This window comes from Serratia sp. OLAL2, assembly GCF_002752475.1.
GTDB lineage: Bacteria > Pseudomonadota > Gammaproteobacteria > Enterobacterales > Enterobacteriaceae > Serratia > Serratia bockelmannii.
The window spans coordinates 43491-69186 of the sequence record NZ_MSTL01000008.1 but is presented as its reverse complement, the minus strand read 5'-3'; the positions used below and the strand labels follow the sequence as shown (position 1 = coordinate 69186).

At 59.8% G+C, this 25696-nt stretch carries 26 protein-coding genes; 12 read left to right on the top strand and 14 right to left on the bottom strand.

What is annotated here, in order from left to right; genetic code table 11:
• Positions 1-4: 4 nt before the first annotated feature.
• Positions 5-1099: a glycosyltransferase family 9 protein gene (locus BVU99_RS07880; protein ID WP_025304689.1), complete on the top strand. Its 1095-nt coding sequence runs from the start codon at positions 5-7 to the stop codon at positions 1097-1099.
• Positions 1100-1135: 36 nt separating this feature from the next.
• Here the strand turns inward: BVU99_RS07880 and BVU99_RS07875 are convergent, their stop codons facing one another.
• From BVU99_RS07875 to rfaD, 6 genes are read right to left on the bottom strand one after another with little or no spacing between them, the layout of a single operon-like run.
• Positions 1136-2113: a glycosyltransferase gene (locus BVU99_RS07875; protein WP_060448507.1), complete on the bottom strand. Its 978-nt coding sequence runs from the start codon at positions 2111-2113 to the stop codon at positions 1136-1138.
• Positions 2110-3351, bottom strand: a complete 1242-nt coding sequence (locus BVU99_RS07870; RefSeq protein ID WP_043141024.1) for an O-antigen ligase family protein — start codon at positions 3349-3351, stop codon at positions 2110-2112. Before BVU99_RS07870 ends, BVU99_RS07875 begins: the two co-directional genes overlap by 4 nt.
• Before the next feature lie 28 nt (positions 3352-3379).
• Positions 3380-4546, bottom strand: coding sequence for a glycosyltransferase (locus tag BVU99_RS07865; RefSeq protein WP_049209106.1), 1167 nt, complete (start codon positions 4544-4546; stop codon positions 3380-3382).
• Positions 4543-5508, bottom strand: a complete 966-nt coding sequence (rfaC, locus tag BVU99_RS07860; RefSeq protein WP_025304685.1) for a lipopolysaccharide heptosyltransferase RfaC — start codon at positions 5506-5508, stop codon at positions 4543-4545. The genes BVU99_RS07865 and rfaC overlap by 4 nt, the downstream gene beginning before the upstream one ends.
• Positions 5509-5510: 2 nt before the next feature.
• Positions 5511-6557 carry an ADP-heptose--LPS heptosyltransferase RfaF gene (rfaF, locus tag BVU99_RS07855; protein ID WP_099817563.1) on the bottom strand — a complete coding sequence of 349 codons (1047 nt, stop codon included), beginning with the start codon at positions 6555-6557 and terminating at the stop codon, positions 5511-5513.
• Positions 6558-6579: 22 nt separating this feature from the next.
• A complete protein-coding gene (rfaD, locus tag BVU99_RS07850; RefSeq protein WP_025304683.1) occupies positions 6580-7509 on the bottom strand; it encodes an ADP-glyceromanno-heptose 6-epimerase in 930 nt (309 codons plus the stop codon).
• A 239-nt stretch (positions 7510-7748) separates the two neighbouring features.
• On the opposite strand from rfaD, the gene kbl reads away from it, so the two are divergent.
• Together kbl and tdh are read left to right on the top strand one after the other, a co-directional pair.
• A complete protein-coding gene (gene kbl, locus BVU99_RS07845; protein WP_004931154.1) occupies positions 7749-8945 on the top strand; it encodes a glycine C-acetyltransferase in 1197 nt (398 codons plus the stop codon).
• 9 nt (positions 8946-8954) lie between these two features.
• Complete coding sequence (tdh, locus tag BVU99_RS07840) at positions 8955-9980, top strand: L-threonine 3-dehydrogenase (protein WP_025304682.1); 1026 nt, start codon at positions 8955-8957, stop codon at positions 9978-9980.
• Between the two features lie 40 nt (positions 9981-10020).
• Here the strand turns inward: tdh and BVU99_RS07835 are convergent, their stop codons facing one another.
• The 3 genes from BVU99_RS07835 to gpmM are packed head-to-tail and all read right to left on the bottom strand — an operon-like array spanning position 10021 to position 13865.
• Positions 10021-10974 carry a divergent polysaccharide deacetylase family protein gene (locus BVU99_RS07835; RefSeq protein WP_025304681.1) on the bottom strand — a complete coding sequence of 318 codons (954 nt, stop codon included), beginning with the start codon at positions 10972-10974 and terminating at the stop codon, positions 10021-10023.
• A 2-nt stretch (positions 10975-10976) separates the two neighbouring features.
• On the bottom strand, positions 10977-12311 hold the full coding sequence (gene envC / locus BVU99_RS07830) for a murein hydrolase activator EnvC (RefSeq protein WP_025304680.1): 1335 nt from the start codon (positions 12309-12311) through the stop codon (positions 10977-10979).
• A gap of 9 nt (positions 12312-12320) precedes the next feature.
• A complete protein-coding gene (gene gpmM, locus BVU99_RS07825) occupies positions 12321-13865 on the bottom strand; it encodes a 2,3-bisphosphoglycerate-independent phosphoglycerate mutase (protein WP_089181448.1) in 1545 nt (514 codons plus the stop codon).
• Between the two features lie 297 nt (positions 13866-14162).
• On the opposite strand from gpmM, the gene BVU99_RS07820 reads away from it, so the two are divergent.
• From BVU99_RS07820 to cysE, 5 genes are all read left to right on the top strand, one after another.
• Positions 14163-14597, top strand: a complete 435-nt coding sequence (locus BVU99_RS07820; protein WP_016929700.1) for a rhodanese-like domain-containing protein — start codon at positions 14163-14165, stop codon at positions 14595-14597.
• A gap of 28 nt (positions 14598-14625) precedes the next feature.
• Positions 14626-14874: a glutaredoxin 3 gene (gene grxC / locus BVU99_RS07815; RefSeq protein WP_019452217.1), complete on the top strand. Its 249-nt coding sequence runs from the start codon at positions 14626-14628 to the stop codon at positions 14872-14874.
• 57 nt (positions 14875-14931) lie between these two features.
• Positions 14932-15402, top strand: a complete 471-nt coding sequence (gene secB, locus BVU99_RS07810) for a protein-export chaperone SecB (RefSeq protein WP_025304678.1) — start codon at positions 14932-14934, stop codon at positions 15400-15402.
• Complete coding sequence (gpsA, locus tag BVU99_RS07805; RefSeq protein ID WP_025304677.1) at positions 15402-16421, top strand: NAD(P)H-dependent glycerol-3-phosphate dehydrogenase; 1020 nt, start codon at positions 15402-15404, stop codon at positions 16419-16421. Before secB ends, gpsA begins: the two co-directional genes overlap by 1 nt.
• A gap of 106 nt (positions 16422-16527) precedes the next feature.
• Complete coding sequence (gene cysE / locus BVU99_RS07800) at positions 16528-17349, top strand: serine O-acetyltransferase (RefSeq protein ID WP_025304676.1); 822 nt, start codon at positions 16528-16530, stop codon at positions 17347-17349.
• Positions 17350-17410: 61 nt separating this feature from the next.
• Here cysE and BVU99_RS07795 read toward each other — a convergent pair whose 3' ends face one another.
• The 5 genes from BVU99_RS07795 to cpxR all read right to left on the bottom strand — a co-directional run bounded on the left by BVU99_RS07795 (position 17411) and on the right by cpxR (position 21617).
• On the bottom strand, positions 17411-18082 hold the full coding sequence (locus BVU99_RS07795) for a DUF3313 domain-containing protein (protein WP_025304675.1): 672 nt from the start codon (positions 18080-18082) through the stop codon (positions 17411-17413).
• A 104-nt stretch (positions 18083-18186) separates the two neighbouring features.
• Positions 18187-18960: a CHAD domain-containing protein gene (locus BVU99_RS07790; RefSeq protein ID WP_049294998.1), complete on the bottom strand. Its 774-nt coding sequence runs from the start codon at positions 18958-18960 to the stop codon at positions 18187-18189.
• A gap of 50 nt (positions 18961-19010) precedes the next feature.
• A complete protein-coding gene (gene trmL, locus BVU99_RS07785) occupies positions 19011-19484 on the bottom strand; it encodes a tRNA (uridine(34)/cytosine(34)/5-carboxymethylaminomethyluridine(34)-2'-O)-methyltransferase TrmL (RefSeq protein ID WP_025304673.1) in 474 nt (157 codons plus the stop codon).
• A 43-nt stretch (positions 19485-19527) separates the two neighbouring features.
• The gene (gene cpxA / locus BVU99_RS07780) at positions 19528-20922 is read right to left on the bottom strand and encodes an envelope stress sensor histidine kinase CpxA (RefSeq protein ID WP_015379421.1); all 1395 of its coding nucleotides are present in this window, start codon (positions 20920-20922) and stop codon (positions 19528-19530) included.
• Positions 20919-21617: an envelope stress response regulator transcription factor CpxR gene (gene cpxR / locus BVU99_RS07775; RefSeq protein WP_004931124.1), complete on the bottom strand. Its 699-nt coding sequence runs from the start codon at positions 21615-21617 to the stop codon at positions 20919-20921. Before cpxR ends, cpxA begins: the two co-directional genes overlap by 4 nt.
• A gap of 148 nt (positions 21618-21765) precedes the next feature.
• Here cpxR and cpxP point away from each other — a divergent pair, with 148 nt between their 5' ends.
• From cpxP to BVU99_RS07755, 4 genes are all read left to right on the top strand, one after another.
• Complete coding sequence (cpxP, locus tag BVU99_RS07770; protein ID WP_004931122.1) at positions 21766-22245, top strand: cell-envelope stress modulator CpxP; 480 nt, start codon at positions 21766-21768, stop codon at positions 22243-22245.
• 132 nt (positions 22246-22377) lie between these two features.
• A complete protein-coding gene (gene fieF, locus BVU99_RS07765; RefSeq protein WP_043141001.1) occupies positions 22378-23280 on the top strand; it encodes a CDF family cation-efflux transporter FieF in 903 nt (300 codons plus the stop codon).
• A 231-nt stretch (positions 23281-23511) separates the two neighbouring features.
• Positions 23512-24474 carry a 6-phosphofructokinase gene (gene pfkA / locus BVU99_RS07760; protein WP_004931116.1) on the top strand — a complete coding sequence of 321 codons (963 nt, stop codon included), beginning with the start codon at positions 23512-23514 and terminating at the stop codon, positions 24472-24474.
• A 183-nt stretch (positions 24475-24657) separates the two neighbouring features.
• Positions 24658-25647, top strand: coding sequence for a sulfate ABC transporter substrate-binding protein (locus BVU99_RS07755; protein ID WP_043140999.1), 990 nt, complete (start codon positions 24658-24660; stop codon positions 25645-25647).
• Positions 25648-25696 lie beyond the last annotated feature (49 nt).

Here is a 25696-nt window from a genome sequence, read left to right as displayed (position 1 = left end):
GCACATGTCGAAGAAATGGAAAATCAAGGTTGCCGACTGGTTCTTGCGGCGCTATACGGCGAAGTACGGCCGTTTTCAGGACAAGGCGACGTTCGACGGCGCCCAGCAGTTTGACAATATCGTCATCTATTCCACCACGGCGTTGGGCGACTTCATGTTCAACACGCCGGCATTGAGGGCGATGCGGGAACGCTACCCCAACGCGCACATCACGCTGGTGGTGCACAAGAAAAACCGCGAGCTGGTGGAAAACGGCCGCTATTACGATCGCGTGGTGTATTGGGACAGCAAGATCAAGACGATACGCCCGTTGCTGAAATCGCTGCGCGAACATCAGCCGGATTTGGCGCTGATCCTGCACTCCCATCTGCCTTATGACATCATCAGCGCCGTACTGGCCGGGGCGAAGTACATTATCCGCGATAACTACAGCTCGGGCATTTGCGGGCTGGAGCCTTGGCTGACCAACTATGTCTTCCATTATTACGGCCACTTCGTGCGCCGCAAGCTGGAGCTGATTTCCATTTTAGGTTGCCGCAGCGACGATCCGACGATGGAAATTCCCGTGGATTATCAGCGCGGCGTCAAAAGCAGCGACCACCCCACCATCGGGTTTCAATTGGGGGCATCTACGGAGTCGCGTTGCTGGCCGGTTTCACACTATGCGCGGCTGGCCGATGAGCTGGTGGCGAAGCACCCCAATGTACGCATCGTGCTGATTGGTGCGCCTTTTGACGACGGCAAGGCCAAACAGTTTATGAGCTTAATCGGCCCGCAAACGCAGGCCTGCGTGGATAACCAGATCGGCAAAACGGGGCTGCAAGGCTTGCTGACGTTGCTCGACAGTTTCCATGTTCTTGTCACCGGCGACACCGGGCCGCTGCATCTGGCGGTGGCGTTGAAGGTGAAAACCATCAGCCTGTTCGTGACCGCCGATTCACGCTCCACCGGGCCGATTCAGGATCCTGAACTGCACCGCATCATTCAGGTGTCGCGTACCGGCTATACGATGCCGCTGGAGGCGGAAAGCCCGATGGGGGTTATTCAACCGCAGCGGATTTATGACGAACTGGTCGCGCACGTGCCTTTAGCGCGCTAAAGGTGCGGCGACGCATCGGCCGCGAGGCCGATGCGGTTAGCGCGGCCTGCGCCCGCGCAGCTTCGAAAGCAAGGTATCCACTCGCGCATAGCGCATCTGACGGACTTTTTTGCCCGGCACGTCGCTGTTGCGGCAGACAGCGGCGGCGCGGCGCAAAATGTGCAGCGTTGCCGGCGCGTAATGATAATACCCGTACACCGCTTTCGACATGCTTTTCACCTCGGAAAAGCAGTTGGCCAGCATCAGGGCGGCCAACCGGCGCAGCGGCTCATCCCCAGAATGCTGCGCCACAAAGCGCAGCATTTTCTCCATAGCGAACAACAGATCGTCAATATCTTTGGGTTTGATATTGCGAGTGATGCCCTGGCTGTTGTCCCGATAGAAGTAGAGTTCGCACTCAAGATGGGCGATGCGGCGAGTTTTGAAATACTGAAAAGGCGTGAAAATCACGTCTTCATAGCGCCTGCCGTCTTCGAACGCTTCCCCTGCCAGCAGCGTGCGTTTATATACCCGGCTCCAGAGATGCCACATTGAGCGCGCGAACAGCGGTTGCAGGCAGCTCAGCCCCAACTGTGAAAAGTCGTAGGCTACGGGCTGCGTCGCGCGGTTCTCGGATTTCGGCGGTTGTTCGGTGAACTTCTGATAATTAAAATCGATCAGGTCATACTCACCGGCGATCAGCAGGGGATGCAGGATCGCCAGATAGTCGTCGCTTAGCAGATCGTCGCCGTCGAGAAAGGTGACGTAGCGCCCGGTGGCTTGCTGCAGGCCGACATTGCGGGCGTGTGCAATACCGCCGTTGGCCTGAGAAATAAAAGCCACCTGCGGATGCTGCCGCTGCGCCAGATACCGGCTGACCAGCGCCCCCGACGCATCGGTAGAGCCATCGTCGATGATCACCACCTCAATATCATCAGAAATCTGCGTAAATAACGAATCCAGCGCAGCGATGATGAACGCTTCGTTATTATAAAACGGCACGATAACGCTGAGCAGCGGTGGCTGAATGTTCACGCGGCCTGCTCCTGTGTGGAAGTCTGTCTCGCCACGGAGAGCACTCCGGCGATCAGCGCCAGACAGAACATGGCGGTGCCTTCCGTGCTGAAGAAGATGACGTCGCTCAGCCCGTAAACGAACAGGCTGGCGCTCACGCTCAGCAACAGCGCGTTGCGCTGCGGCCGGAACGAAGAGAAGAACAGGCAGACATAGAGTGCCAGCAGCAGCAGTACGCCCCAGACGCCCTTGAGCGAATAGGTTTCCAGCAGCTCGTTGTGCAGGTGGACGTTGATATAGGGCATAACGCCAGACAGGCGAGGTTGCTGTGCGACCATCGCACGGATCTCTTCGCCGCGCTGTTCGGCGGATTGGCCCCAGGGGGCTTGTGAGCCGGTACGCCATGCCAGCGTTTGCATCGACAGCCGTGAAATGATCGAGTTTTCAGTCTGTGGCTGATCCATCAGACGCATATCGGTCTCAAAGGCCTGAATGCGTTCTTCTATCTGCGGTTTAAACACCAGGCCGCAGGCTACGAGCAGCAGCGGTACCGAGGCCATCAACGCGAGCTTGTGTTTTCTGGAAACCAGTTGCTTGGTGGCCAGCAGCGACAGACAAATCGCCACCGGGTAGACCAGCATCGCCGCGCGGGTGCCGGTGAGCACCAGCGCAGAGAAGGACAGCAGGAATGCCGCAATGTACAACACCAGACGGTAGCGGGTGCGCAGCATCAGGATGGCTTGCATCATGACCAGATCGATGGCGGTCATCAGGTAGGCGGCGACCGTGGCGCGATCGAAGTTGAGCTCTACGCGCGGGATATCCAGACGCAGCCCTTGATAGAGGGAATAACCGTTGATCGCCAGACCGGTGACGAGAGCCACAACGATCAACAGGCGCTGCACGCACAACCGCTCATTGAGCGCAATCAGCAAGATGAAAGCGGTCGCGAGCTGCAGTTTGCCGGTCGACATATAAGAGCGATAGATATTGATGTAGTCACCCGGCTGTTTGAAGTGATGCATCCAGAGGATGGTTCCCATACCGACGCTGAACATCAACGCGGGCAGCAGCAGATTTCTAACGTTGCTGAAGTAGTAGCGCGGATACAGGCAAACGGCGATAAAGGCGATGTAGCTGGAAACGTAAAACAGATTGCGTCCGGTCGCGGAACCGAAAGGGATGGTGCAAAAAGCGATGGCGCACCCCAGATAGATCAGATAGCTGAAGGCAGGGTGCGGCGTTCTGTATTTTAGCATCGGGCGTGTTTTCCGGCTCACGTGTTGATTAAACGATAAAGGATCGCAGCGTGTCGTCGAATTCAACTTTGAACTGAGCATAGTTGAAATGTTCCGCAGGATAGCGCTGCGCATTTCGGCTCAGAGTCTGGTAGGTTTCTCGCTCCAGCAATTTCTCAACGGCATCCGCACAGTCGATATGCGACAGCAGCTTGGGCGCTACCAGGCTGTCGGTCAACGGATCGTAGACCTCATGCGGGAAGTCGACCTCGATATCGGTGAGCTGCCGGTGCTGTTCGATGGTGACCGACGGCGTCAGGCCAATGCCGCAGACCCCGTCTTTCACCGCTTCCGGCTGGCCGTCGACCTGCGGGAAGATGACCGGCACGCCGAAATAGAGCGATTCCATGCAGGACAAGCCGAACGGCTCGGTGATCGGCGTGCTCATGTAGATGTGCGTGCGATTGAAGAAACCGGCGACGTCATCCTGATAACCGCTGAAAGTGATGCGGTCGCCGAGCTGAAGCCGATCCGCCAGCGCCTCGAACGCCGCGCGATCCGGCCCTTTGCCGGCCACTTCCAGCGTGACGTCATGCCCGCGCCGCAGCAGCTCCTGCATCATCAATAAGGAAACGCTGATGCCTTTCAGGCTGACCAGGCGTGAGGCCGTGCCGATCCGGACCGGCTGCGACAGCGTTTTCGGTGTGTTGTCGATCCCTGCCGGCGTCTTGATGCGGTTGATCACCACGTGATTGGGGCAAGGCAGATTAAAGCGCAGCTCCATCACTCGCTTCGACGCGTGTGAGGCGGAAATGACGCCGTCCAGCATGGCGAAGAAACGCAGCGTCTTTTTATTCTTGGGGTAACGCCAGGAGCAGCCATGATCGTAGTAAACCAGCTTGCCGCGCTTGGGTTTGGCCGCCAGCCCCGGCACCAGGTCCCAGACGATCACCACGTCGGCGTTGGCCCGCTCGATTTTCCACTTCAGCAAAAATTTGCGCAGGAACTGCGGGCAGCGCAGCGGCAGCGCATTGATCAGGCGGTTGGCGAAGGTGACGGGCTGATGCGCAGGCAACTGGCGGCGGATCTCTTCGCCAATGTCGCCGCTGATGCACAGGACCTGGTTGCTGCCGTCGGTGGTATCGTTGATGTACTGCAGGAACAGGCGCTCGACGCCGCCCATTTTACCCAGGTTGATAATGTGCAGTTTTTTCATGCTATAACCTTTTGCAACGCCTGCCATGCCGTATCGGCGTCAATTGTCGCCATGCTTTTTTCCGGCGAAATCAGCGAGTGCTGATTTTGCCCGTAGCCGCCGATCAGGCCGGGATCGGTTGGCCCGAACAGCGTGATGTTCGGTTTGTCGAGCGCGGCGGTCAGATGACTGAGTCCGGTGTCGACCGAGACCACGCCCTTGGCGCCGGCCAGCACGTCAGCCACCTGCTGCAGGCTGAGCTTCGGCAGCACTTCGACATGTGGAAAACCTTCCGCCAAGCGTAGCGCGCGCTGATGTTCATGCTCTGCGCCCCACGGCAGTTTGATCTTCAGCCCGCTGTCGGCCGTCAGCGCGATCAGCTCGCGCCAGTTCTGCTCCGGCCAATGCTTATCGTCACGGGTTGTCGCGTGCAGAAACACCAGATATTGACCGGCATCGACCGGCGGCTGGCTGAGAAAACGCGCGGCGATGGCGTAATCGCCGTAGCTGCCCGGTTTATCGTAGCCGAGGCTTTTGGCGAACAGCTCGCGCGTGCGTTCCACCGCGTGCTGCTGTTTGTCTATCTCATGACGCACGTTGTAGAACCAGCTGGCGAACGGCTCGCGCGCGCTCTTGCAGTCCGGGCCATGTTTGTTGCCTTTGGCGACGCGGGTGATCAGCGCGGCGCTTTTGATCAGGCCCTGCGCGTCGATCACCACGTCGTAATGGCGTTCTTGCAGCGCGCGCTTGAAGTCGCAGCGCTGCTGTCGGGTGTCGCTGCCGAACCAATTTTTACGCCAGCGGCGAATGGCCACCGGGATCACGCGATCCACTGCCGGATGCCAGGTGGGGATTTGGCTGAAACCTTCTTCCACCACCCAGTCGAAGCGGATATCGGGAATGGCCTGCAGCGCGTCGGTCAGGGCGGGCAGCGTATGCAGCACATCGCCCATCGAGGATGTTTTTACGATTAACACCTGCATGACTATTCCTCGCTGGCGACAAGTAACGGCGTCAGCGCATCCAACACTTGCTGCGGCTGAATATCGATCAAACTTTGGTGGTATCCCTGCTCGGCATCGCCTTTACGCACCTTGTGATAACCGCTGATCAAGCGGATAACCCGCGCCTTGTCGGAGAGCGGCGGCGTGAAGTCGGGGCTGCTTGGGCCGTACAAGGCTATCAGCGGTTTGTTCAACGCTGCGGCAACGTGCATTAAACCGGAGTCGTTGCTGACCACCGCCCGGCAGGCCGCGATCAGGATCACCGCCTGCTCCAGCTGGGTTTTTCCGGCCAGGTTAAGGCAGAAATCGCGCGCGTCTTCCTGCAACGCGGCGCGGATCTGTTCGCCGGCCTCGTGGTCTTTTGCCGAACCGAACAGCGCGATTTGATAGCCGTTCTCGATCAGCCGTTGAGCCAGCGCTGCGTAGTGATAGTGCGGCCAGCGCTTGGCGGGGCCGAACTCCGCGCCTGGGCAGAAGCCGACGATCGGGCGGCTGTCGGTCAGGTTGAAGGCCGAAGTAGTTTCGGCGATCTCTTCGTCGCTCACCCGCAGCTGCGGCCACAGCAGCGGCTGCGGCAGATCGTCGGCGCGCTGAACGCGGCCTTTGTCATAGGCCAGCGCCACATAGCGCTGCACCATCAGCGGGAAAGCGGCCTTGTCGAGCACGCGGACGTCGTTCAGCAGGCCGTAGCGCATTTCGCCCCGCCAGCCGGTGCGCTGCGGGATATCGGCGAAGAAAGGCACCAACGCGGATTTGAACGAGTTAGGCAGAACGTAAGCGCGATCGTAACGGTTGGCGCGCAGGGCGCGCCCCAGGCGGCGGCGTTCGCCGAGCCCCAGCGCGCCGTGGCCCAGCGGCATCGCCAGCGCCTGATTGACTTCCGGCATGCGCGCCAGCAGCGGACGGCACCAGGCCGGTGCCATCACATCGATCTCCGCCGACGGGTATTCGGCCTTCAGGGTGCGATAGAGACTTTGCGACATCATCATGTCGCCAACCCAAGAAGGGCCGATAACCAGTATTTTCATACCCAGCGTTAATTCCTTCAGCTTATGCGGTGCGGTTCAACCAGGCCATATACTCTTTCACGCCTTCGGCGACCGTTTTGAACGGTGCGTCGTAGCCGGCGGCGCGCAGCTTGGTCAGATCGGCCTGGGTGTACGCCTGATAGCGGCCCTTCAGCTTTTCCGGGAACTCGATGTATTCCACCGCGCCTTTCTGATGGAAGTCCACCACCGCGTCGGCCACCGCCTGGAAGGTTTCCGCCCGGCCGGTGCCGCAGTTGAAGATGCCGGATTTGCCGGTTTCCCAGAACCACAGGTTAACCGCCGCCACGTCGCCGACGTAGATGAAGTCACGCTTGAAGTTTTCGCTGCCGGCGAACAGTTTCGGGTTTTCGCCGCGGTTGATCTGGGTGTTCAGGTGGAAGGCGACGCTGGCCATACTGCCTTTGTGGCCTTCGCGCGGGCCGTAAACGTTGAAGTAGCGGAAGCCGCAGATCTGCGAGTCCGCTTCCGGCAGGATCTCACGCACGTACTGATCGAACAGGAATTTGGAGTAGCCGTACACGTTGAGCGGCGCTTCATACTGACGCTCTTCGATAAACTCTTCGCGGCCGCCGTAAGTGGCGGCGGAGGAGGCGTAGAGGAACGGGATTTCGCGATCCAGGCAGTAGTGCAGCAGATCTTTGGAGTACTGATAGTTGTTGTCCATCATGTACTTGCCGTCCCACTCGGTGGTCGCGGAGCAGGCGCCTTCGTGGAACACCGCTTCGATTTCGCCCAGATCGTCGCCGGCCACGATGCTGGCGATAAAGTCTTCTTTATCGATATAGTCGGCGATGTCCAGATCGACCAGGTTGACGAATTTGGTGCCGTCTTTCAGGTTATCCACCACCAGGATATCGCGATATCCCTTGTCGTTCAGTGCCTTAATGATGTTGCTGCCGATCATGCCGGCGCCGCCTGTGACGATAATCATTGGGTTACCCCTGCTAAGCTGCTGGCGGGGCACAATGCCCCACGCTCAATGGCGGTTATCATAGCATTTCATGCCGCGGCAAACAGCGGAAGGGCTCCGAATATCCCGCATTGCCATTGAAGTCCGCTTTTTGCCGTGATATCTGCTGCAATTTTAATATTCTCTCCCGCGCATTCTCGTCAGTTTGGTTACAAATCAGTAAAATATGCCGTAAATAGCCCAATCCTGGAGATAACCGAATGTCAGCGTCTTTTTATCAGCAGTTGGAACAACAGCTTGCCGCCACTCGCAGTGAAGGGCTGTTCAAGGAAGAACGCATCATCACCTCCGCGCAGCAGGCGGATATCGCCGTCGCCGACGGCAGCCATGTGATCAACTTCTGCGCCAATAACTACCTGGGCCTGGCCAACCATCCGGCGCTGATCGCCGCCGCCAAGTCGGGGATGGACAGCCACGGTTTCGGCATGGCGTCGGTGCGCTTCATCTGCGGCACCCAGGACAGCCACAAGCAGCTGGAACAGAAACTGGCGGCCTTTTTGGGCATGGAAGACGCGATCCTGTACTCCTCTTGCTTCGACGCCAACGGCGGGCTGTTCGAAACCCTGCTCGGCCCGGAAGACGCGATTATCTCCGATGCGCTGAACCACGCGTCGATCATCGACGGCGTGCGCCTGTGTAAGGCCAAGCGCTATCGCTACGCCAATAACGACATGACCGAGCTGGCCGCGCAGCTGAAACAGGCCAAAGCCGACGGCGCGCGGCACATTCTGATCGCCACCGACGGCGTATTCTCGATGGACGGCGTAATCGCCAACCTGAAAGGGGTTTGCGATCTGGCGGACGAGTATCAGGCGCTGGTGATGGTGGATGACTCCCATGCGGTGGGCTTTGTCGGCGCCAACGGGCGCGGCACCCATGAATACTGCGAAGTGATGGGCCGCGTCGATATCATTACCGGTACGTTAGGCAAAGCGCTGGGCGGCGCGTCCGGCGGCTACACCGCCGCCAAGAAAGAAGTGGTGGAGTGGCTGCGCCAGCGCTCGCGTCCGTACCTGTTCTCCAACTCGCTGGCGCCGGCGATCGTCGCCGCGTCGATCAAAGTGCTGGAACTGCTGGAAGAGGGCGACGCCCTGCGCGATCGCCTGTGGGCCAACGCGCGTCTGTTCCGCGAAAAAATGACCGCCGCCGGCTTCACCCTGGCCGGCGCCGATCACGCCATCATCCCGGTCATGCTGGGTGAGGCGAAGCTGGCGCAGGAATTCGCCAATGCGTTGCTCAAGGAAGGCATCTATGTGACCGGTTTCTTCTATCCGGTGGTGCCGAAAGGCCAGGCGCGCATCCGTACCCAGATGTCCGCCGACCACACCCCGGAGCAAATCGAACGCGCAGTGGCGGCGTTTACACGTATCGGTAAGGATCTTGGCGTTATTGCATAAGGTAAAACCATGAAAGCACTGTCAAAACTGAAAGCGGAAGAAGGAATTTGGATGACCGACGTGCCTCAGCCGGAGCTGGGCCACAACGACATCATGATCAAAATCCGCAAAACCGCGATCTGCGGCACCGATGTGCATATCTACAACTGGGACGAATGGTCGCAAAAAACCATTCCGGTTCCGATGGTGGTCGGCCATGAATACGTGGGCGAAGTGGTGGCGATCGGTCAGGAAGTCAAAGGCTTCAGCATCGGCGATCGCGTGTCCGGTGAAGGTCACATCACCTGCGGCCACTGCCGCAACTGCCGCGGCGGCCGCACGCACCTGTGCCGCAACACCGTCGGCGTGGGCGTGAACCGTCCGGGCAGCTTCGCGGAATACCTGGTGATCCCGGCGTTCAACGCCTTCAAGATCCCGGATAACATCTCCGACGAACTGGCTTCGATCTTCGATCCGTTCGGTAACGCGGTACACACTGCGCTGTCGTTCGATCTGGTCGGGGAAGACGTGCTGGTGTCCGGCGCCGGCCCGATCGGCATCATGGCGGCGGCGGTGTGCAAACACGTCGGCGCCCGCCATGTGGTGATCACCGACGTTAACGAATACCGTCTGGAACTGGCGCGCAAGATGGGCGTGACCCGCGCGGTGAACGTCAGTAAGGAAAACCTCAACGACGTGATGGCCGAGCTGGGTATGACCGAAGGATTCGACGTCGGTCTGGAAATGTCCGGCGCGCCGCCGGCGTTCCGCACGCTGCTCAATGCCATGAACCACGGCGGACGCATCGCCATGCTGGGCATTCCGCCTTCGGATATGTCGATCGACTGGAACCAGGTCATCTTCAAAGGGCTGTTTATCAAAGGGATTTACGGCCGCGAAATGTTCGAAACCTGGTATAAGATGGCGGCGCTGATCCAGTCCGGCCTGGATTTGACCCCAATCATCACCCACCGTTTCTCGATCGACGAGTTCCAGCAGGGCTTCGACGCCATGCGCTCCGGCAAGTCGGGTAAAGTGGTGCTGAGCTGGGATTAATCTCGGCAGACGTGAAAAAGGCCGGAATTCCGGCCTTTTTTTATGCTTGCGGTTTGGCTTGCGTCCAGTGTTGCCAATGACGCTTGATGAAGGTCACCGGCGGCGAGGTGGCTATGCTGTCGGCGATGACGCCCAGCGCGGTGCCGGCGTTGGCTTTTTCCTTCGGCGGTTTGACCTTGCACTGTTTGATGCCACCGCTGAACGGATTTTTCGGCTGCGGTTTTTGCGGTTTGACCGGCGGCGGGACGTAGCTGCCGCCGCCGTTGCCCTGCGGTTCGTTCAGCAGCGCGCTCGGTTTGACCAGCACGATATCGGCGGGCAGCGACGGCAGCATCTGCTGCAGCACCTTCACCGTCGCCGGACGTGGATGCCCGATGGCGATGGCGGAACCGTTGCGCCGCGCCAATTCAACCGCGCGATTGAACTGGCGGCGGATGTCGGCTTCGTTCGCGGTATCGTCGAGGAACACCTTGCGTTTGATCACTTTCACGCCGGTGCCGGCCGCGGCGCGGGTCGCCTGGCTGTTGCCGATGGTCATGCTGTCGAGGAAGTACAGGCGGTAGCTTTCGAGCGCCTGCATCACTTTCTGCATGCCCGGCAGGCTGGAGGTCATGGCGCTGCCCATGTGGTTGTTCATGCCGACCGCGTAAGGCACATTGTTCACCGCGTTGCGGATGATGCGCTGGATCTCGTCGCCGCTCATGGCAGGCTGCAGGGTATCGCGCTCCAGCGGCTGCTTGCTGAGCGGCGCCATTGGCATGTGGATCAAGACTTCGCGGCCCTGGCTGTGGGCGCGAGTGGCCATCAGGCGGGCATGCGGCGCGTTGGGCAATACCGCAACCGAGATCGCCGTCGGCATTTGCAGCACTGCGTTTTCTTCGTGAGGGCGGTAGCCCACGTCATCGATGACGATGGATAGTTTTCCTGCCTGCGCAGCGTAAACCTGCAGCAGACAGCCTATTAACAGAGCTGTACGGGTTTTGACATAGTGCAAATCTATCTTCCCAACCACGGCAGTGGGTTAACCGCCTGTCCCTGACGACGGATTTCGAAATAGAGCGACGGCGTTCCCTGGCCGCCGCTGGTGCCGACCAGAGCGATCGGCTGGCCGGCGCGCACTTGCGCCCCGACGTTGACCAACGCGCTTTGGTTGTAGCCGTACACGCTCATGTCGCCTTTACCGTGTTCGACCACCACCATCAGGCCATAGCCTTGCAGCCAGTCGGCCAGCAGCACGCGGCCATCGGCGACGGCTTTCACTTCGCTACCTTCGCGGGCCTCAATCACCATGCCTTTCCAGCGTAGTTCGCCCTGCTGCTGTTCGCCAAAGCCGTGCAGCGTGCGGCCGCGTACCGGCCACATCAGCTGGCCGGCCGGACGACCGAGACCGCCGGTGCGCGCCATCAGCGAGCGATCGGCTTCGCTAGGTTTGTAGGTGGTGCCGGTTTTCTTCGCCTGCTGTTCCTTGATGCGCACCTGTTCGCGCACTTTGGCCGCTTCACGCGCTTCGCGTTCGGCGCGCGCACGGGCTTCGCGCTCCGCCCGGGCGATCTTGTCGCGCATGCGGGCTTCGTTTTGGCGCAGTTCCACCAGGCGTTGTTGGTCTTTTTCCAGCGAGGCTTCCAGCGCGGTCAGCGTTTTCTTGCGGGCGCCGCGCGCCTGCTCCAGCTTCTGCTGCTGTGTTTGTTGTTCGCTCAGTAAGGATTTTTGCTGGCCCTGTTTGGCCACCAGCGTGGTTTTTTGCTTCGCCAGCTCGGCGCGGGTCTGTTTCAGCTCTTCGATGGTTTTCTGGCGCGCTTCGTTCAGATAGCCGAAATAGGCCAGAATACGTTCGCTGCGCTGGCTTTCTTCACCGCTGAGGATCAGCTGCACGGCGCTGTGCTGCCCTTGCCGGAAGGCGGCGTCGAGCTGTTTGGCGAGGAGGTTTTGTTGGGTCGATTGCTGCTTTTGCAGTTTGGCTATCGAGGCGTTCAGGCCGGAAATATCCTTGCTCAACTGGGTGAGCGTGCCCTGGGTGTCGCGCAACTGGCGGCTGGCCTGGGCGATGGTTTTTTCCTGCTGACGCAGCTGATCCTGCAGCGAGCTGCGCTGCTGCTGCTGCTGCTTCACCGCTTTTTCTTTCTCGGCGATGCTCTGCTGGATGTCTTTCAGCTGGGATTTATTGTCTTCCGCCGCCTGGCCGGCGAGCGGCAACAGCAAGACGCCAGCGCAAAATACGCTGGCGCACATGGCGGTGAACGTCCTTGGCGCGGTGCGTTCAGGCAGCGGCCGGCTGCCTGCGTTTGCGCTTCGGGTTACCCTTGATAGTGCAAAAAACGCCTTCTCCCTCATGGAGAAGGATTATTCCACGATGAACAGCGGCTTACCAGTCATCTCTTGCGGGATTTCCATTCCCATCAGCGTTAACAGGGTTGGCGCGATGTCCGAAAGCTTGCCGCCTTCGACCGCCCGTGCCGGTTTGCCGACGTAAATCAGCGGTACCGGCAGGCTGGTGTGGGCGGTATGCGCCTGGCCGGTGGCCGGATCGCGCATCTGCTCGGCGTTGCCGTGATCGGCGGTGATCAGCAGTTGGCCGTCGACGTCGCGCACCGCGTCAACCACCTGGGCGATGCAGGCATCCAGCGTCTCCACCGCTTTGACCGCTGCTTCATACACGCCGGTATGCCCCACCATGTCGCCGTTCGGGTAGTTGCAGATAATGGCGTCGTATTTGCCGCTGCGGATGGCGCTCAGCAGTTTGTCGGTCAGCTCGGCGGCGCTCATCTCCGGCTGCAGATCGTAGGTGGCGACCTTCGGCGAATTGACCAGCACGCGGTCTTCCCCTTTGAACGGCGCTTCCACGCCGCCGTTATAGAAGAAGGTGACGTGGGCGTATTTTTCGGTTTCCGAGATGCGCAGCTGGGTTTTGTCGTGCTTCATCAGCCATTCGCCGAAGGTGTTGGCCAGCGACGCCGGCGGATAGGCGCAGGCGGTCGCGATGTCGGCGGCGTACTCGGTCAGCATCACGAAATCGCCGAACTGCACCCGCTTGGCGCGCGGGAAACCGTCGAAATCCGCGTTCACGAAAGCGCGGGTGATCTGGCGCGCGCGGTCGGCGCGGAAGTTCATGAAGATCAACGCATCGCCGTCCTGCATCGCGGCATCGGCCTCACCGGCGGCGCGAATGACGGTCGGTTTGACGAACTCGTCGTTTTCACCGCGCTGGTAGGCGGCCTGCAGGCCGGCGATCGCATCGTCGGCCACGTAGTCGCCTTTGGCCGCGGTCAGCAGGTCATAGGCCAGCTGCACGCGATCCCAGCGGTTGTCGCGGTCCATCGCGTAGTAGCGGCCGATCAGCGAGGCGATGCGCCCAACGCCCAGCGTGGCGAAGGCGTCGCGGCAGCGTTGCAGCGGGGCTTCGGCGCTGCGCGGCGGCGTGTCGCGCCCGTCGAGGAAGGCATGCAGATAAACGGCTTTGGCGCCGCGTTGGGCGGCCAGCTTGATCATGGCCAGAATGTGCTCGTCGTGGCTGTGCACGCCGCCCGGCGACAGCAGGCCCATGATATGCACCGCCTTGCCGGCCGCTACGGCTTTATCGACCGCGGCGGTCAGCACCGGGTTGGCGAAGAAGTCGCCGTCGGCGATCGCTTTGTCCAGCCGGGTCAGATCCTGGTAGACGATGCGCCCGGCGCCCAGGTTGACGTGGCCGACTTCGGAGTTGCCCATTTGGCCGTCGGGCAGGCCGACATCTAGCCCGGAGGCGGCGATCAGCGTATGCGGCTGCTCCCGCCACAGACGGTCCATCACCGGGGTGCCGGCGTTCAGGATCGCGTTGTCCTGCCGCTCCTCACGGTGGCCGTAACCGTCCAGGATCACCAGTACCATCGGTTTTTTGTTGCTCGACATTGCATTGACCTCTTATGAACTTTTTAAGCTGCGAATAGCCATGCGCCCGCCGCAAGCATGGCTGTTCGCCCTCGAAAAACCGGCTGATTTTACATCGCCGCCGGCGAGAAATAGCCCAAAGAGATCAAGGTTGCGGCGAATCGCGCGGGCTTTTATGCTCTGACCTCGGGAATTTCTCAGCGCAGCCCGCAGTTTCTACAATCGCGCTTGCTTATTGGCTGTATTTGCCGCACTCGGCAGGTATACTCTGGAACCTTGACTTATTTATCCCTTAACTGACGGGAGTTGTTACACCCCATGCTGCAAGAAATTATGCCATTCGTAAGCAGACACCCGATTCTGAGCCTGGCTTGGATCGCTCTGCTGGTCGCCGTGATCGTCATGACCTTCAAAAGCCGTTTCTCCAAGGTCAAAGAGATCGCTCGCGGTGAAGCTATCCGCCTGATCAACAAAGAAGAAGCCGTGGTGGTCGACACCCGCAGCCGCGACGATTTCCGCCGTGGTCACCTGGCCAGCGCCATCAACCTGACCGCCAGCGAAATCAAAAGCGGCAGCCTGGGCGAGCTGGAAAAACACAAAGCGCAGCCGATCATCGTCGTGTGCGCCAACGGCACCGCCTCCCGCGAGCCGGCGGAGAACCTGAGCAAGGCCGGTTTTGAAAAGGTGACGATGCTGAAAGACGGCATCGCCGGCTGGAGCGGAGAAAACCTGCCGCTGGTGCGCGGTAAGTAACCGTTTAACCTATTTGAGGTGGCAATCCATGGCTAACATTGATATCTACACCAAAGCGACCTGTCCGTTCTGCCATCGCGCCAAGGCGCTGTTGAACAGCAAGGGCGCGGCGTTTAACGAGATCGCCATCGACGGCGATAGCGCCAAGCGCGAAGTGATGATCGAGCGCAGTGGGCGCACCACCGTGCCGCAGATTTTCATCGATGGCCGGCATATCGGCGGCTGTGATGATTTATATGAACTCGATGCTCGCGGCGGCCTGGATCCGCTGCTTTAAGCAGCTTGCCGGCTCACCGAGTGTCAATAAGGACGTTTAACCAAGGGTATTACTCACATGTCAGAACAAAACAGCACCGAAATGGCTTTCCAGATCCAACGTATCTATACCAAGGATATCTCCTTCGAAGCGCCGAACGCGCCGCAGGTTTTCCAGCAGGAATGGCAGCCGGAAGTTAAACTTGATCTGGATACCGCGTCCAGCCAGCTGGCTGACGAAGTGTATGAAGTGGTACTGCGCGTAACCGTGACGGCGAGCCTGGGCGAAGAGACCGCGTTCCTGTGCGAAGTGCAACAGGCGGGCATCTTCTCGGTAGCAGGTATCGAAGGCACGCAGCTGGCGCATTGCCTGGGTGCATACTGCCCGAACATCCTGTTCCCGTATGCGCGCGAGTGCATCACCAGCCTGGTTTCCCGCGGTACATTCCCGCAGCTGAACCTGGCACCGGTCAACTTTGACGCGCTGTTCATGAACTATCTGCAGCAGCAGGCGGAAGGCGAAGGTGCCGCACCACATCAGGATGCCTGATGAACACCGTCAATGCTTCAATGACTGTTATCGGTGCCGGCTCGTACGGCACCGCATTGGCCATTACGCTGGCGCGTAACGGCCATGCCGTGGTGCTGTGGGGGCATAACCCCGCGCAAATTCAAACGTTGCAGCAAGATCGCTGCAATCAGGCGTTTCTGCCCGACGTTCCTTTCCCCGATACCCTGCTGCTTGAAGCCGATTTGGCGCGTGCGCTGGCTGCCAGCCGCGACGTGCTGGTGGTGGTGCCGAGCCATGTGTTCGGCGACGTGTTGCGCCAGTTGAAGCCGCATCTGCGCCCGGACGCCCGCATCGTGTGGGCCACCAAGGGGTTGGAAGCGGAAACCGGGCGATTGCTGCAGGACGTGGCGCGTGAGGCGCTGGGCGAGACGATCCCGCTGGCGGTGCTCTCCGGGCCGACGTTCGCCAAAGAGCTGGCCGCCGGTCTGCCGACGGCGATCGCGCTGGCGGCGACCGATGCGCAGTTCGCCGACGATCTGCAACAGCTGTTGCACTGCGGCAAGAGCTTCCGCGTCTACAGCAATCCCGACTTTATCGGCGTGCAGCTTGGCGGCGCGGTGAAGAATGTGATCGCCATCGGCGCTGGCATGTCCGACGGCATCGGTTTCGGCGCCAACGCCCGCACCGCGTTGATTACGCGCGGGCTGGCGGAAATGAGCCGTCTGGGTTCTGCGCTGGGCGCCGATCCTTCGACGTTCATGGGCATGGCGGGGCTGGGGGATCTGGTGCTAACCTGCACGGACAACCAATCGCGCAACCGCCGCTTCGGCATTATGCTGGGGCAAGGTAAAGGCGTGCAGGAAGCGCAGGACAGCATCGGTCAGGTGGTCGAGGGCTATCGCAATACCAAAGAGGTGTTGGCGCTGGCGCAGCGGCACGGCGTGGAAATGCCGATCACCGAACAGATTTATCAGGTGCTTTACTGCCATAAAGACGCCCGCGAAGCGGCGCTGAGCCTGCTGGGGCGAGCCCGAAAGGACGAAAAACCCAGCGCGTGACATAAAACGATATGTCGGGGCAGCGGAATGCTGACCCCGCAAATGACCTGGGCCGCTCCGCGCTACCGTGTGAAGCGGCCCGTTTGGCAAGGCAAAGGGGTATGTGATGTCGTCAGAAGAGTTGGAACAGGTCTGGAACAGCATTAAATCAGAAGCGCGAGCACTGGCTGATTGTGAACCGATGCTGGCCAGCTTTTTCCATGCGACGTTGCTCAAGCACGAGAATCTGGGCAGCGCGCTCAGCTATATGCTGGCCAACAAGCTGGCGACGCCGATCATGCCCGCCATCGCGGTGCGCGAGGTGGTGGAAGAGGCCTACAAGTCCGACAATCAGATGATCGTTTCGGCGGCGCGCGATATCCTCGCGGTGCGGCTGCGCGACCCGGCGGTCGATAAATACTCCACGCCGCTGCTTTACCTCAAAGGGTTCCATGCGCTGCAGGCTTACCGCATCGGCCATTGGCTGTGGCAGCAAGGGCGGCAAGCGCTGGCTATCTACCTGCAAAATCAAATTTCCGTCGCCTTCGGCGTGGACATCCACCCGGCGGCGACCATCGGCTGCGGCATCATGCTTGACCACGCTACCGGCATCGTGATCGGTGAAACGGCGGTGGTGGAGAACAACGTTTCTATCCTGCAGTCGGTCACTCTCGGCGGTACCGGTAAAACCAGCGGCGACCGTCACCCGAAAATCCGTGAAGGGGTGATGATTGGCGCCGGCGCTAAAATTCTCGGCAATATCGAAGTGGGCAAGGGCGCGAAGATCGGCGCGGGTTCGGTGGTTTTGCAGGCGGTGCCGCCGCATACCACCGCCGCCGGGGTGCCGGCGCGCATCGTCGGGCGGCCGGAGAGCGATACGCCGTCGATGGATATGGACCAATACTTCAACGGTACCAACCACGGTTTCGAGTACGGCGACGGCATTTGAACGCCGTTTGCGTATCCATTCAGGGGGAGCTTTGGCTCCCCCTGTGTTTTTCAGGCGGCGGTCAGCCCTGTTTCGGGAACTGGGTGATATCGGTAACGATGTCGTCGATCGCCGCCTTGACGTCATCCGCCGTGACCGGCGTGCTGTCGTTGTTGACGGTTTTACCGTAGGCCTTGCGTACCACTTCCATCACCGTTTTACCGGTATCCTGGTCGATCAACTCGCCTTCAATATACAGCGCGGTATTTTGCGTCCGGTGCCCGGTAGCCGCCATGGTGCTGGCAACCACTGCAGCGACCGGCACCACTTCATAGAACTTCATGTCTTCGTTTTCGGCCGAAACGGCGGTGATGGCGAGTTTGGCCACCAGAACGCGCGAGCCCGTCGGGCTTGGCAGAATGGTAAAGCGGTTCTGCAGCGCGGTTTTGATTCGCTGGGTCGCGTAGGCCTTAATCTTGTTCAGCGTGTCCTGGCTGACGCGCGCCGTGGGTTTCTCCGCCGGGAAATAGACCACCGGTTGGAAATAGATACCGCGATAGTTGGATTCCTTGTAGCTCGGATCTACCCAGCGCAGCGTTTTATGACCGCTTGGCGAGGTGGTTTCCTGCAGTTTGCTGTAATCGGACAAGAAGCCCGAATATTGCGACGTTTGGGTGACTTTGGACGAACAGCCCGCCAGCAACAGGCCCGCTGCCAGAACGGCCATGGCAACGCTCAAGCGTTGTTTTTTCATGTGGTTTCCTATGATGAGTGGTGATTACCCTTACAAAACATAGCGCATTATCTGCGCCTCATCGGGCATTTTCGGGGCCGGGCGTGCCCTGCTGCGGCCTTTTTTCAGGATCGTGATGCGCCGCCGGTTTTCACCACCAGTGCGGGTGATAAGGCAACGAGCAAGACGTCCGCTCTGGCCAGCGCCTGGTGTTGCTCTGCTTGCCATCGGGGCAACAAGGGCCAGAGATCCTCCTGATGTTCTGCCTGCAGGCACCAGACCTCCCGGTCGTGCCAATCGCCGAGGGCGTTTTGCACCGCTTTCAGGCCCGCCATTGCGGCGGGAGAGAGGGGGAGGCGTTGCGGGTAGGCTTCGGCCGCGTAGCGCAGGCGTTTGACCAGCAGCCGCAGACGGTGGCGATCGTAGCCGGTATCAGCCAACGCCCTGCGCAATTGCCGCTGCTGGCGCTGCAGGCGTCGGTTCACACGGTGTTTGGCGGGGCGCTGCGCGATGCGGCGAAAGCGGTGCGGCCAGGCGTGCAATAGCGAAGGGAAGCTGATGAGCAGCGGGTTGGCGAGCAGTTGGCGGCAGCGGGCCTGAAAATCGCTTTGGCGCACGTTGGCCTGCCAATCGAGGCGATGGTGCGCCAATTCGACGATCAGCACCTCGAGATCGCGCAGCGGCGTCGTGAGCTTGCCCAACTCGGCGGCGGCCCGATCGAGCCGCGTTGCGCCGGGGCAGCCGCGCAACGGACGCAGCAGGCTGCGAATGCGGCGCAGGCAGACGCGCAAGTCGTGTAGCGCCTCGGTGTCTTGCGCCTGTTGCAGCCGCAACAGCGCCTCGTTCAGCGCCGATTCGAGCCGGCGAAGCTGGGTAACAATATCTGCGATGAAAGCCATGTGCCGTATCTGGAGAGGTTAACCCTTCCAGTATGGCGCGTCGTCGCGGATTACGCTTTGATCAGCGCGCCGGCATAGTCCAACTGCCGCCAGGCTTCATACACCACCACCGATACGGCATTCGACAGGTTCATGCTGCGGCTTTGCGCCTGCATTGGGATGCGGATTTTTTGCTGCGCGGGCAGCGCATCGAGGATGTCGGCAGGCAATCCACGCGTTTCCGGACCGAACAGCAGGTAGTCGCCGGCCTGGTAGCTGACGGCGCTGTGCGCCGGCGTGCCCTTGGTGGTGAGGGCAAACAGCCGCTGCGGGTTTTCGGCGGCGAGAAAAGCGGCGTAGTCGGCATGACGGTGGACGCGGGTGAACTCATGGTAATCCAGCCCGGCGCGGCGCAGGCGTTTGTCGTCCCACGGAAAACCCAGCGGTTCGATCAGATGCAGATTAAAGCCGGTATTGGCGCACAGGCGGATGATATTGCCGGTATTGGGTGGAATTTCGGGTTCAAATAAAACGATGTTCAGCATGTTGCAGGCCCCTCGTGAACGAGGGGCGCAGGATAGCAAACTCTTACTGTTCTGTCTTAGACGATAGGCGTTGATGATGCAGCGGCAGCCACAGCACCAGCCGCAGGCCGCCAAGCGGGCTGTCTTCGGCCTTCACCCAGCCGCGATGCTGGTTGACCGCCGCCTCGACGATCGCCAGGCCGAGGCCGGTGCCGCCGGACTCACGGTCGCGCGCTTCATCGGTGCGGTAGAACGGACGGAAGATCTGCTCGCGGTCTTCGGCGCTGACGCCGGGGCCGTCGTCGTCAACCTGGATGGTCACGCCCTGATTGTCGGCGCTGAACGCCACGGCAATGCGGGTGTGTGAATACCGCAGGGCGTTGCGCACGATGTTTTCCAACGCGCTGTCCAGCGCGCTCGCGTTGCCGAACAGCGTCCACGGACCTGGCGGCGCAGCGATCTCCAACTGCTTGCCCATCTGTTCCGCTTCGAAACGGGCGTTGTCCAGCACGTCGGCCCACAGTTCGTTGGCCTTCAACTGCTCGCGCGCCAGCTCGCCCTTTTGCTGCCCGCGCGACAGCGCCAGCAGATCGTTGATCATCGAATCCAGCCGCTGCGCTTCGGTTTCGATGCGCGCCAGTTCGTGCCCTTCGCCGTGGCGGCGGCGCATCAGCGCGGTGGCCAGCTGCAGGCGCGTCAGCGGCGTGCGCAGCTCGTGCGAGATGTCCGAGATCAGCCGTTGCTGAGCGTTCATCATGCGTTCCAGCGCGCTGACCATCTGGTTGAAGCTGGCGCCGGTGGCCAGGAACTCCTGCGGGCCGGCCTCCAGTTCCGGATGCTGCTTCAGGTTGCCGCGCGCCACGTCATCGGCGGCGTTCTTCAGCTTGCGTGCTGGTTTCGCCAGGCTCCAGGCCAGCCACAGCAGCAGCGGGGCGCTGATCAGCATGGTGACGATCAGCAGCAGCAGCGGCCGGTCGAACATCAGGTTGATGAAATCGGATTGCGGGCTGTTGGCGGGACGGATCAGGTACAGCTGGTAGTTGTCTTCGCCGTCGCGCACCGCGAACGGCCCGACCAGCTCGACGCGGCCGTACTTTTTCTTCTTGGGATGATCCGAATTATCGGATTGGCCGATGAAGTTGCGGACGATCTGCATTTCGTTGCGCTGCGCGCCGATCACCCGGCCTTCGCTGGTGACCAGCAACAGGCGTTGGCCCGGCGGCGCCCATTTGTCGATGGCGCGGAACAGGCGGCGCCACCACATCAGATCGTTGGCCGGATCGTTTTGCAACTCGGCCTCGACGTGCTGTTCCAGCATCAACCCCTGCCGCTGCTCGCTGTCGAGCAGCGAGGTCATTTGGCGGGAGTCGAGCTTGGGCACCATCAGCACCAGCATTAGCACCAGGGCTAACGTAAACCAGAAAATGGCGAAGATGCGTGCCGTCAAACTGTTGATCATGTTGCAGATACCATCAAATAACCACGCCCGCGCAGGGTTTTGAACCACGGATGCCCGTCTTTGCGATCCGGCAGCTTACGCCGCAGGTTGGAGATGTGCATGTCGATAGCGCGATCGAACGGAGTCAGGCGTTTGCCCAGCACTTCCTGGCTCAGCAGTTCGCGCGATACCACCTGCCCGAGGTGCTGCGCCAGCAGGTAAAGCAGGGTGAACTCGGTGCCGGTCAGATCCAGCACCTGGCCGTCGAAGCTGGCCTCCTGGCGGCCGGGATTCAGCTGCAGGCCATCGACATCCAGCGTCGGGGCGCCGCTGTCGACCTGCTGCTGCTGTTCGCTCCAGTTGGAACGGCGCAGAATGGCGCGAATACGCGCGACTAGCTCGCGATCGTTGAAGGGTTTCGGCAGGTAATCATCGGCGCCCAGCTCCAGGCCCAGCACGCGGTCCAGTTCGCTGCCGCGCGCGGTCAGCATGATGACCGGTGTCTGGTGATGTTGGCGCAGTTCTTTCAGCGTATCGATGCCGTTTTTCTTCGGCATCATGATGTCGAGCAGCAGCAGATCGACGGAGCTGTCCAGCAGCGACAACGCCTGCTCGCCATCGTGCGCGACGACGATATTAAAACCTTCCATTTCAAGCAGTTCTTTTAACAGCGAGGTCAACTCGCGGTCGTCGTCAACTAACAGAATCTTGTTCATTATGATTTACCTCCAGACGCAAAATACGTCATCAACTGTTGCCATTCCATGACTTTACGTAGTTTTACATGCACTGACGCAGGTTTTCAGGTGTAGCGGTACACTGCTCCTCGTTGATTCGCAAAGTGAGAAAGCTTGAGGAGTTGAAATGCGTAAGGTGACCGCATTAGTTATGGCATCACTGCTGGCAATTGGTTCGACCGCTGCCTTCGCTGCCGACACTATACCGGACACAGCCCAACCTCCCGGCAACGACGCGATGACCCGAATACCCGGCCAGCACCATATGTTCGACGGTGTCAGCCTCAGCGAACAGCAGCGCCAGCAAATGCGCGATTTGATGCGTCAGGCCCGGCACGATCTGCCTGGTGTCAATGTAGCTGAAATGGAAGCCATGCATAAACTGGTGACCGCAGAGAAATTTGACGAAGCCGCCGTGTACGCCCAGGCGGAGAAGATGGCCCAACAGCAGGTCAAGCGCCAGGTCGAAATGGCCCGGGTGCGCAACCAAATGTATAACCTGCTGACGCCAGAGCAAAAAAGTGTTTTAGACCAGAAACATCAGCAGCGTATGCAGCAGATGGAGCAACAAATTTCTGGTTTGCAGCAAGCTTCTGCCCAGAAGTGAAGTACGACTGAGTAGTCCCCTGTTTTTCCTTGCCATAGACACCATCCCTGTCTTCCCCGCCATGATGGCGGGGTTTTTTTTATCCGACATTTCGCTATATTGAGCGCCACACCTTTTGACCGGGATCCCTTAATGGAACAGCGTTATGCTCGCCTGGTAAAGTCCGCTGCGTTGGCCGCAACTGCGTTGGCGTCGTCGCTGCTGTTGATCAAAATCGTCGCCTGGTACCACACCGGTTCGGTCAGCCTGTTGGCGGCGCTGGTGGATTCGTTGGTCGATATCGCCGCCTCGCTGACCAACCTTCTGGTGGTGCGTTATTCGCTGCAGCCGGCCGATGCCGAGCACACCTTCGGCCACGGCAAAGCGGAGTCGCTGGCGGCGCTGGCGCAAAGCATGTTTATTTCCGGCTCCGCCCTGTTTCTGTTCCTCACCGGCTTCCAGCACCTGTATGCGCCGCAAACGCTGCGCGATCCCGGCGTTGGGATCGTCGTGACGGTGATCGCGTTAATCAGCACCCTGATTCTGGTCACCTATCAACGTTGGGTGGTCAGGAAAACCCGTAGCCAGGCGGTGCGCGCAGATATGCTGCATTATCAGTCAGATGTCATGATGAATGGTGCTATTCTTATCGCTCTTGGGCTAAGCTGGTACGGCTTCCACCGGGCAGATGCGCTGTTCGCGCTGGGCATCGGCGTATACATCCTCTATAGCGCGCTGCGCATGGGCTACGAAGCGGTGCAGTCGCTACTGGATCGGGCGTTGCCGGATGACGAACGCCAGGCGATTATCGAGGTGGTTTCCTCCTGGCCCGGGGTGAAAGGCGCGCACGATCTGCGCACGCGTCAGTCGGGGCCGACGCGTTTCATCCAGCTGCATCTGGAGATGGAAGACACGCTGCCGCTGCGTGAGGCGCATCGGTTGGCCGATCAGGTGGAACAGGCGTTGCGACACCGTTTTGCGGGGGCGGACGTCATCATTCACCTGGATCCGTGCTCCGTGGTGCCGCCGGGTAGGCAGGGGCATTGGGAGCTATAATCAGATAGAGGCATAGCGCGAAGTATTATCATGAATATCTGAGTTAGCTCAGCGTGCCATGCGGTGTTTTTACCGTTATATTGCGTGACTTGAATCAATTCAGCTGGGTGTTTTTGATATAATATCCAGCAATAAGCCGTAAAGCTGGTTTTCTGCAGCCGGAGAGGTTTCAAGACGATCGGCGGAGACAGAATTCTTAAGAAATTGCATCTACACAGTTCAGAGGTAGTCATGATCAAGAAAATCGGTGTACTGACGAGCGGCGGTGATTCGCCGGGTATGAACGCTGCAATCCGCGGCGTTGTGCGTTCTGCGCTTTCAGAAGGTCTGGAAGTTTTTGGTATTTACGATGGCTACCTTGGCTTGTACGAAGATCGCATGGAGCAGCTGGACCGCTATAGCGTGTCCGACATGATCAACCGCGGCGGCACCTTCCTCGGCTCGGCCCGCTTCCCGGAGTTCAGGGATGAAAACGTGCGCGCCAAGGCGATTGAAAACCTGAAGAATCGCGGCATCGACGCGCTGGTGGTGATCGGCGGCGACGGTTCCTACATGGGCGCCAAACGCCTGACGGAAGAAGGCTTCCCGTGCATCGGCCTGCCAGGCACCATCGATAACGATGTCGCCGGTACCGACTACACTATCGGTTACTTCACCGCGCTGGAAACCGTGGTGGAAGCGATCGACCGCCTGCGCGATACCTCCTCGTCGCACCAGCGTATCTCCATCGTGGAAGTGATGGGCCGTTACTGCGGCGATCTGACGCTGGCGGCGGCGATTGCCGGCGGTTGCGAATTCATCGTGCTGCCTGAAATCGAATTCAATCGCGAAGATCTGGTGTGCGAAATCAAGGCCGGTATCGCCAAGGGTAAAAAACACGCCATCGTGGCGATCACCGAGCACATCTGCGACATCGATGAGCTGGCGCGCCACATCGAGCAGGAAACCAAGCGTGAAACCCGCGCCACCGTGCTGGGCCACATTCAACGCGGTGGTTCACCGGTCGCCTACGACCGCATCCTGGCCTCGCGCATGGGCGCCTACGCCATCGAACTGCTGCTGCAGGGTTACGGCGGCCGCTGCGTCGGTATCCAGAACGAAAAAATGGTGCATCACGACATCATCGACGCGATCGAAAACATGAAGCGTCCGTTCAAGGGCGACTGGCTGGAAACGGCGAAAAAGCTGTACTGATTCGCCGCTCTCCGCGCGCCGAAAGCCTCCGCATGCGGGGGCTTTTTTATGCTTGTCGGCGACATATTCCAGAATCATCTATCCCAAAATTTTTTATTCTTTAATTGCCGGGAAAGTTTCTGGCAGGCTCTGATGCTAAATCAACCGATTGAGGTTGCGTTAATTTTCTGGGAGAGCTTGTCGATGCGTAAATGGGGTGTAGGTCTGACATTGGTGCTGTTGGCGTCCGGCGCCATGGCGAAGGATATTCAGTTGCTGAACGTGTCCTACGATCCGACGCGTGAGTTCTATCAGGCTTACAACACGGCATTCAGCAAGCACTATCAGGCGGAAACCGGCGACAAGGTGACGGTGCGACAGTCGCACGGCGGTTCCGGCAAACAGGCGACCTCGGTGATCAACGGCATCGAGGCCGACGTGGTGACGCTGGCGCTGGCCTATGACGTTGACGCTATCGCCGAACGCGGGCGCATTGAGAAAGACTGGATAAAACGCTTGCCGGACAACTCGGCGCCTTACACGTCGACCATCGTCTTCCTGGTGCGCAAAGGCAACCCGAAGCAAATTCATGACTGGCCTGACTTGATTAAGCCGGGCGTGTCGGTGATCACCCCGAATCCGAAAACCTCCGGTGGCGCCCGCTGGAATTACCTGGCCGCCTGGGGCTACGCGTTGCACCACAACAACAACGATAAGGCCAAGGCGCAGGACTTCGTCAAAAACCTGTACAAGAACGTCGAAGTGCTGGATTCCGGCGCGCGCGGCTCGACCAACACCTTCGTTGAGCGCGGCATCGGCGACGTGCTGATCGCTTGGGAAAACGAAGCGTTGCTGGCGGAGAAAGAGCTGGGCAAAGACAAGTTCGAGATTATTACGCCGAGCGAATCGATCCTGGCCGAACCGACGGTGTCGGTGGTGGATAAGGTCGTCGATAAACGTGGTACCCGCGACGTGGCGACCGCCTACCTGAAGTATCTGTATTCACCGGAAGGGCAGACTATTGCGGCGCAGAACTATTATCGCCCGCGCGATGCGGCGGTGGCGGCCAAGTTCGCCGGGCAGTTCCCGCAGCTGAAGTTGTTCACCGTGGATGACACTTTCGGCGGCTGGACCGAAGCGCAGAAGGTGCACTTCGCTACCGGCGGCGTGTTCGACGAAATAAGCAAACGCTGATGCCGTTTGAGAGGCAATAAAAAACCCCGGCAAGCCGGGGTTTTTTTAT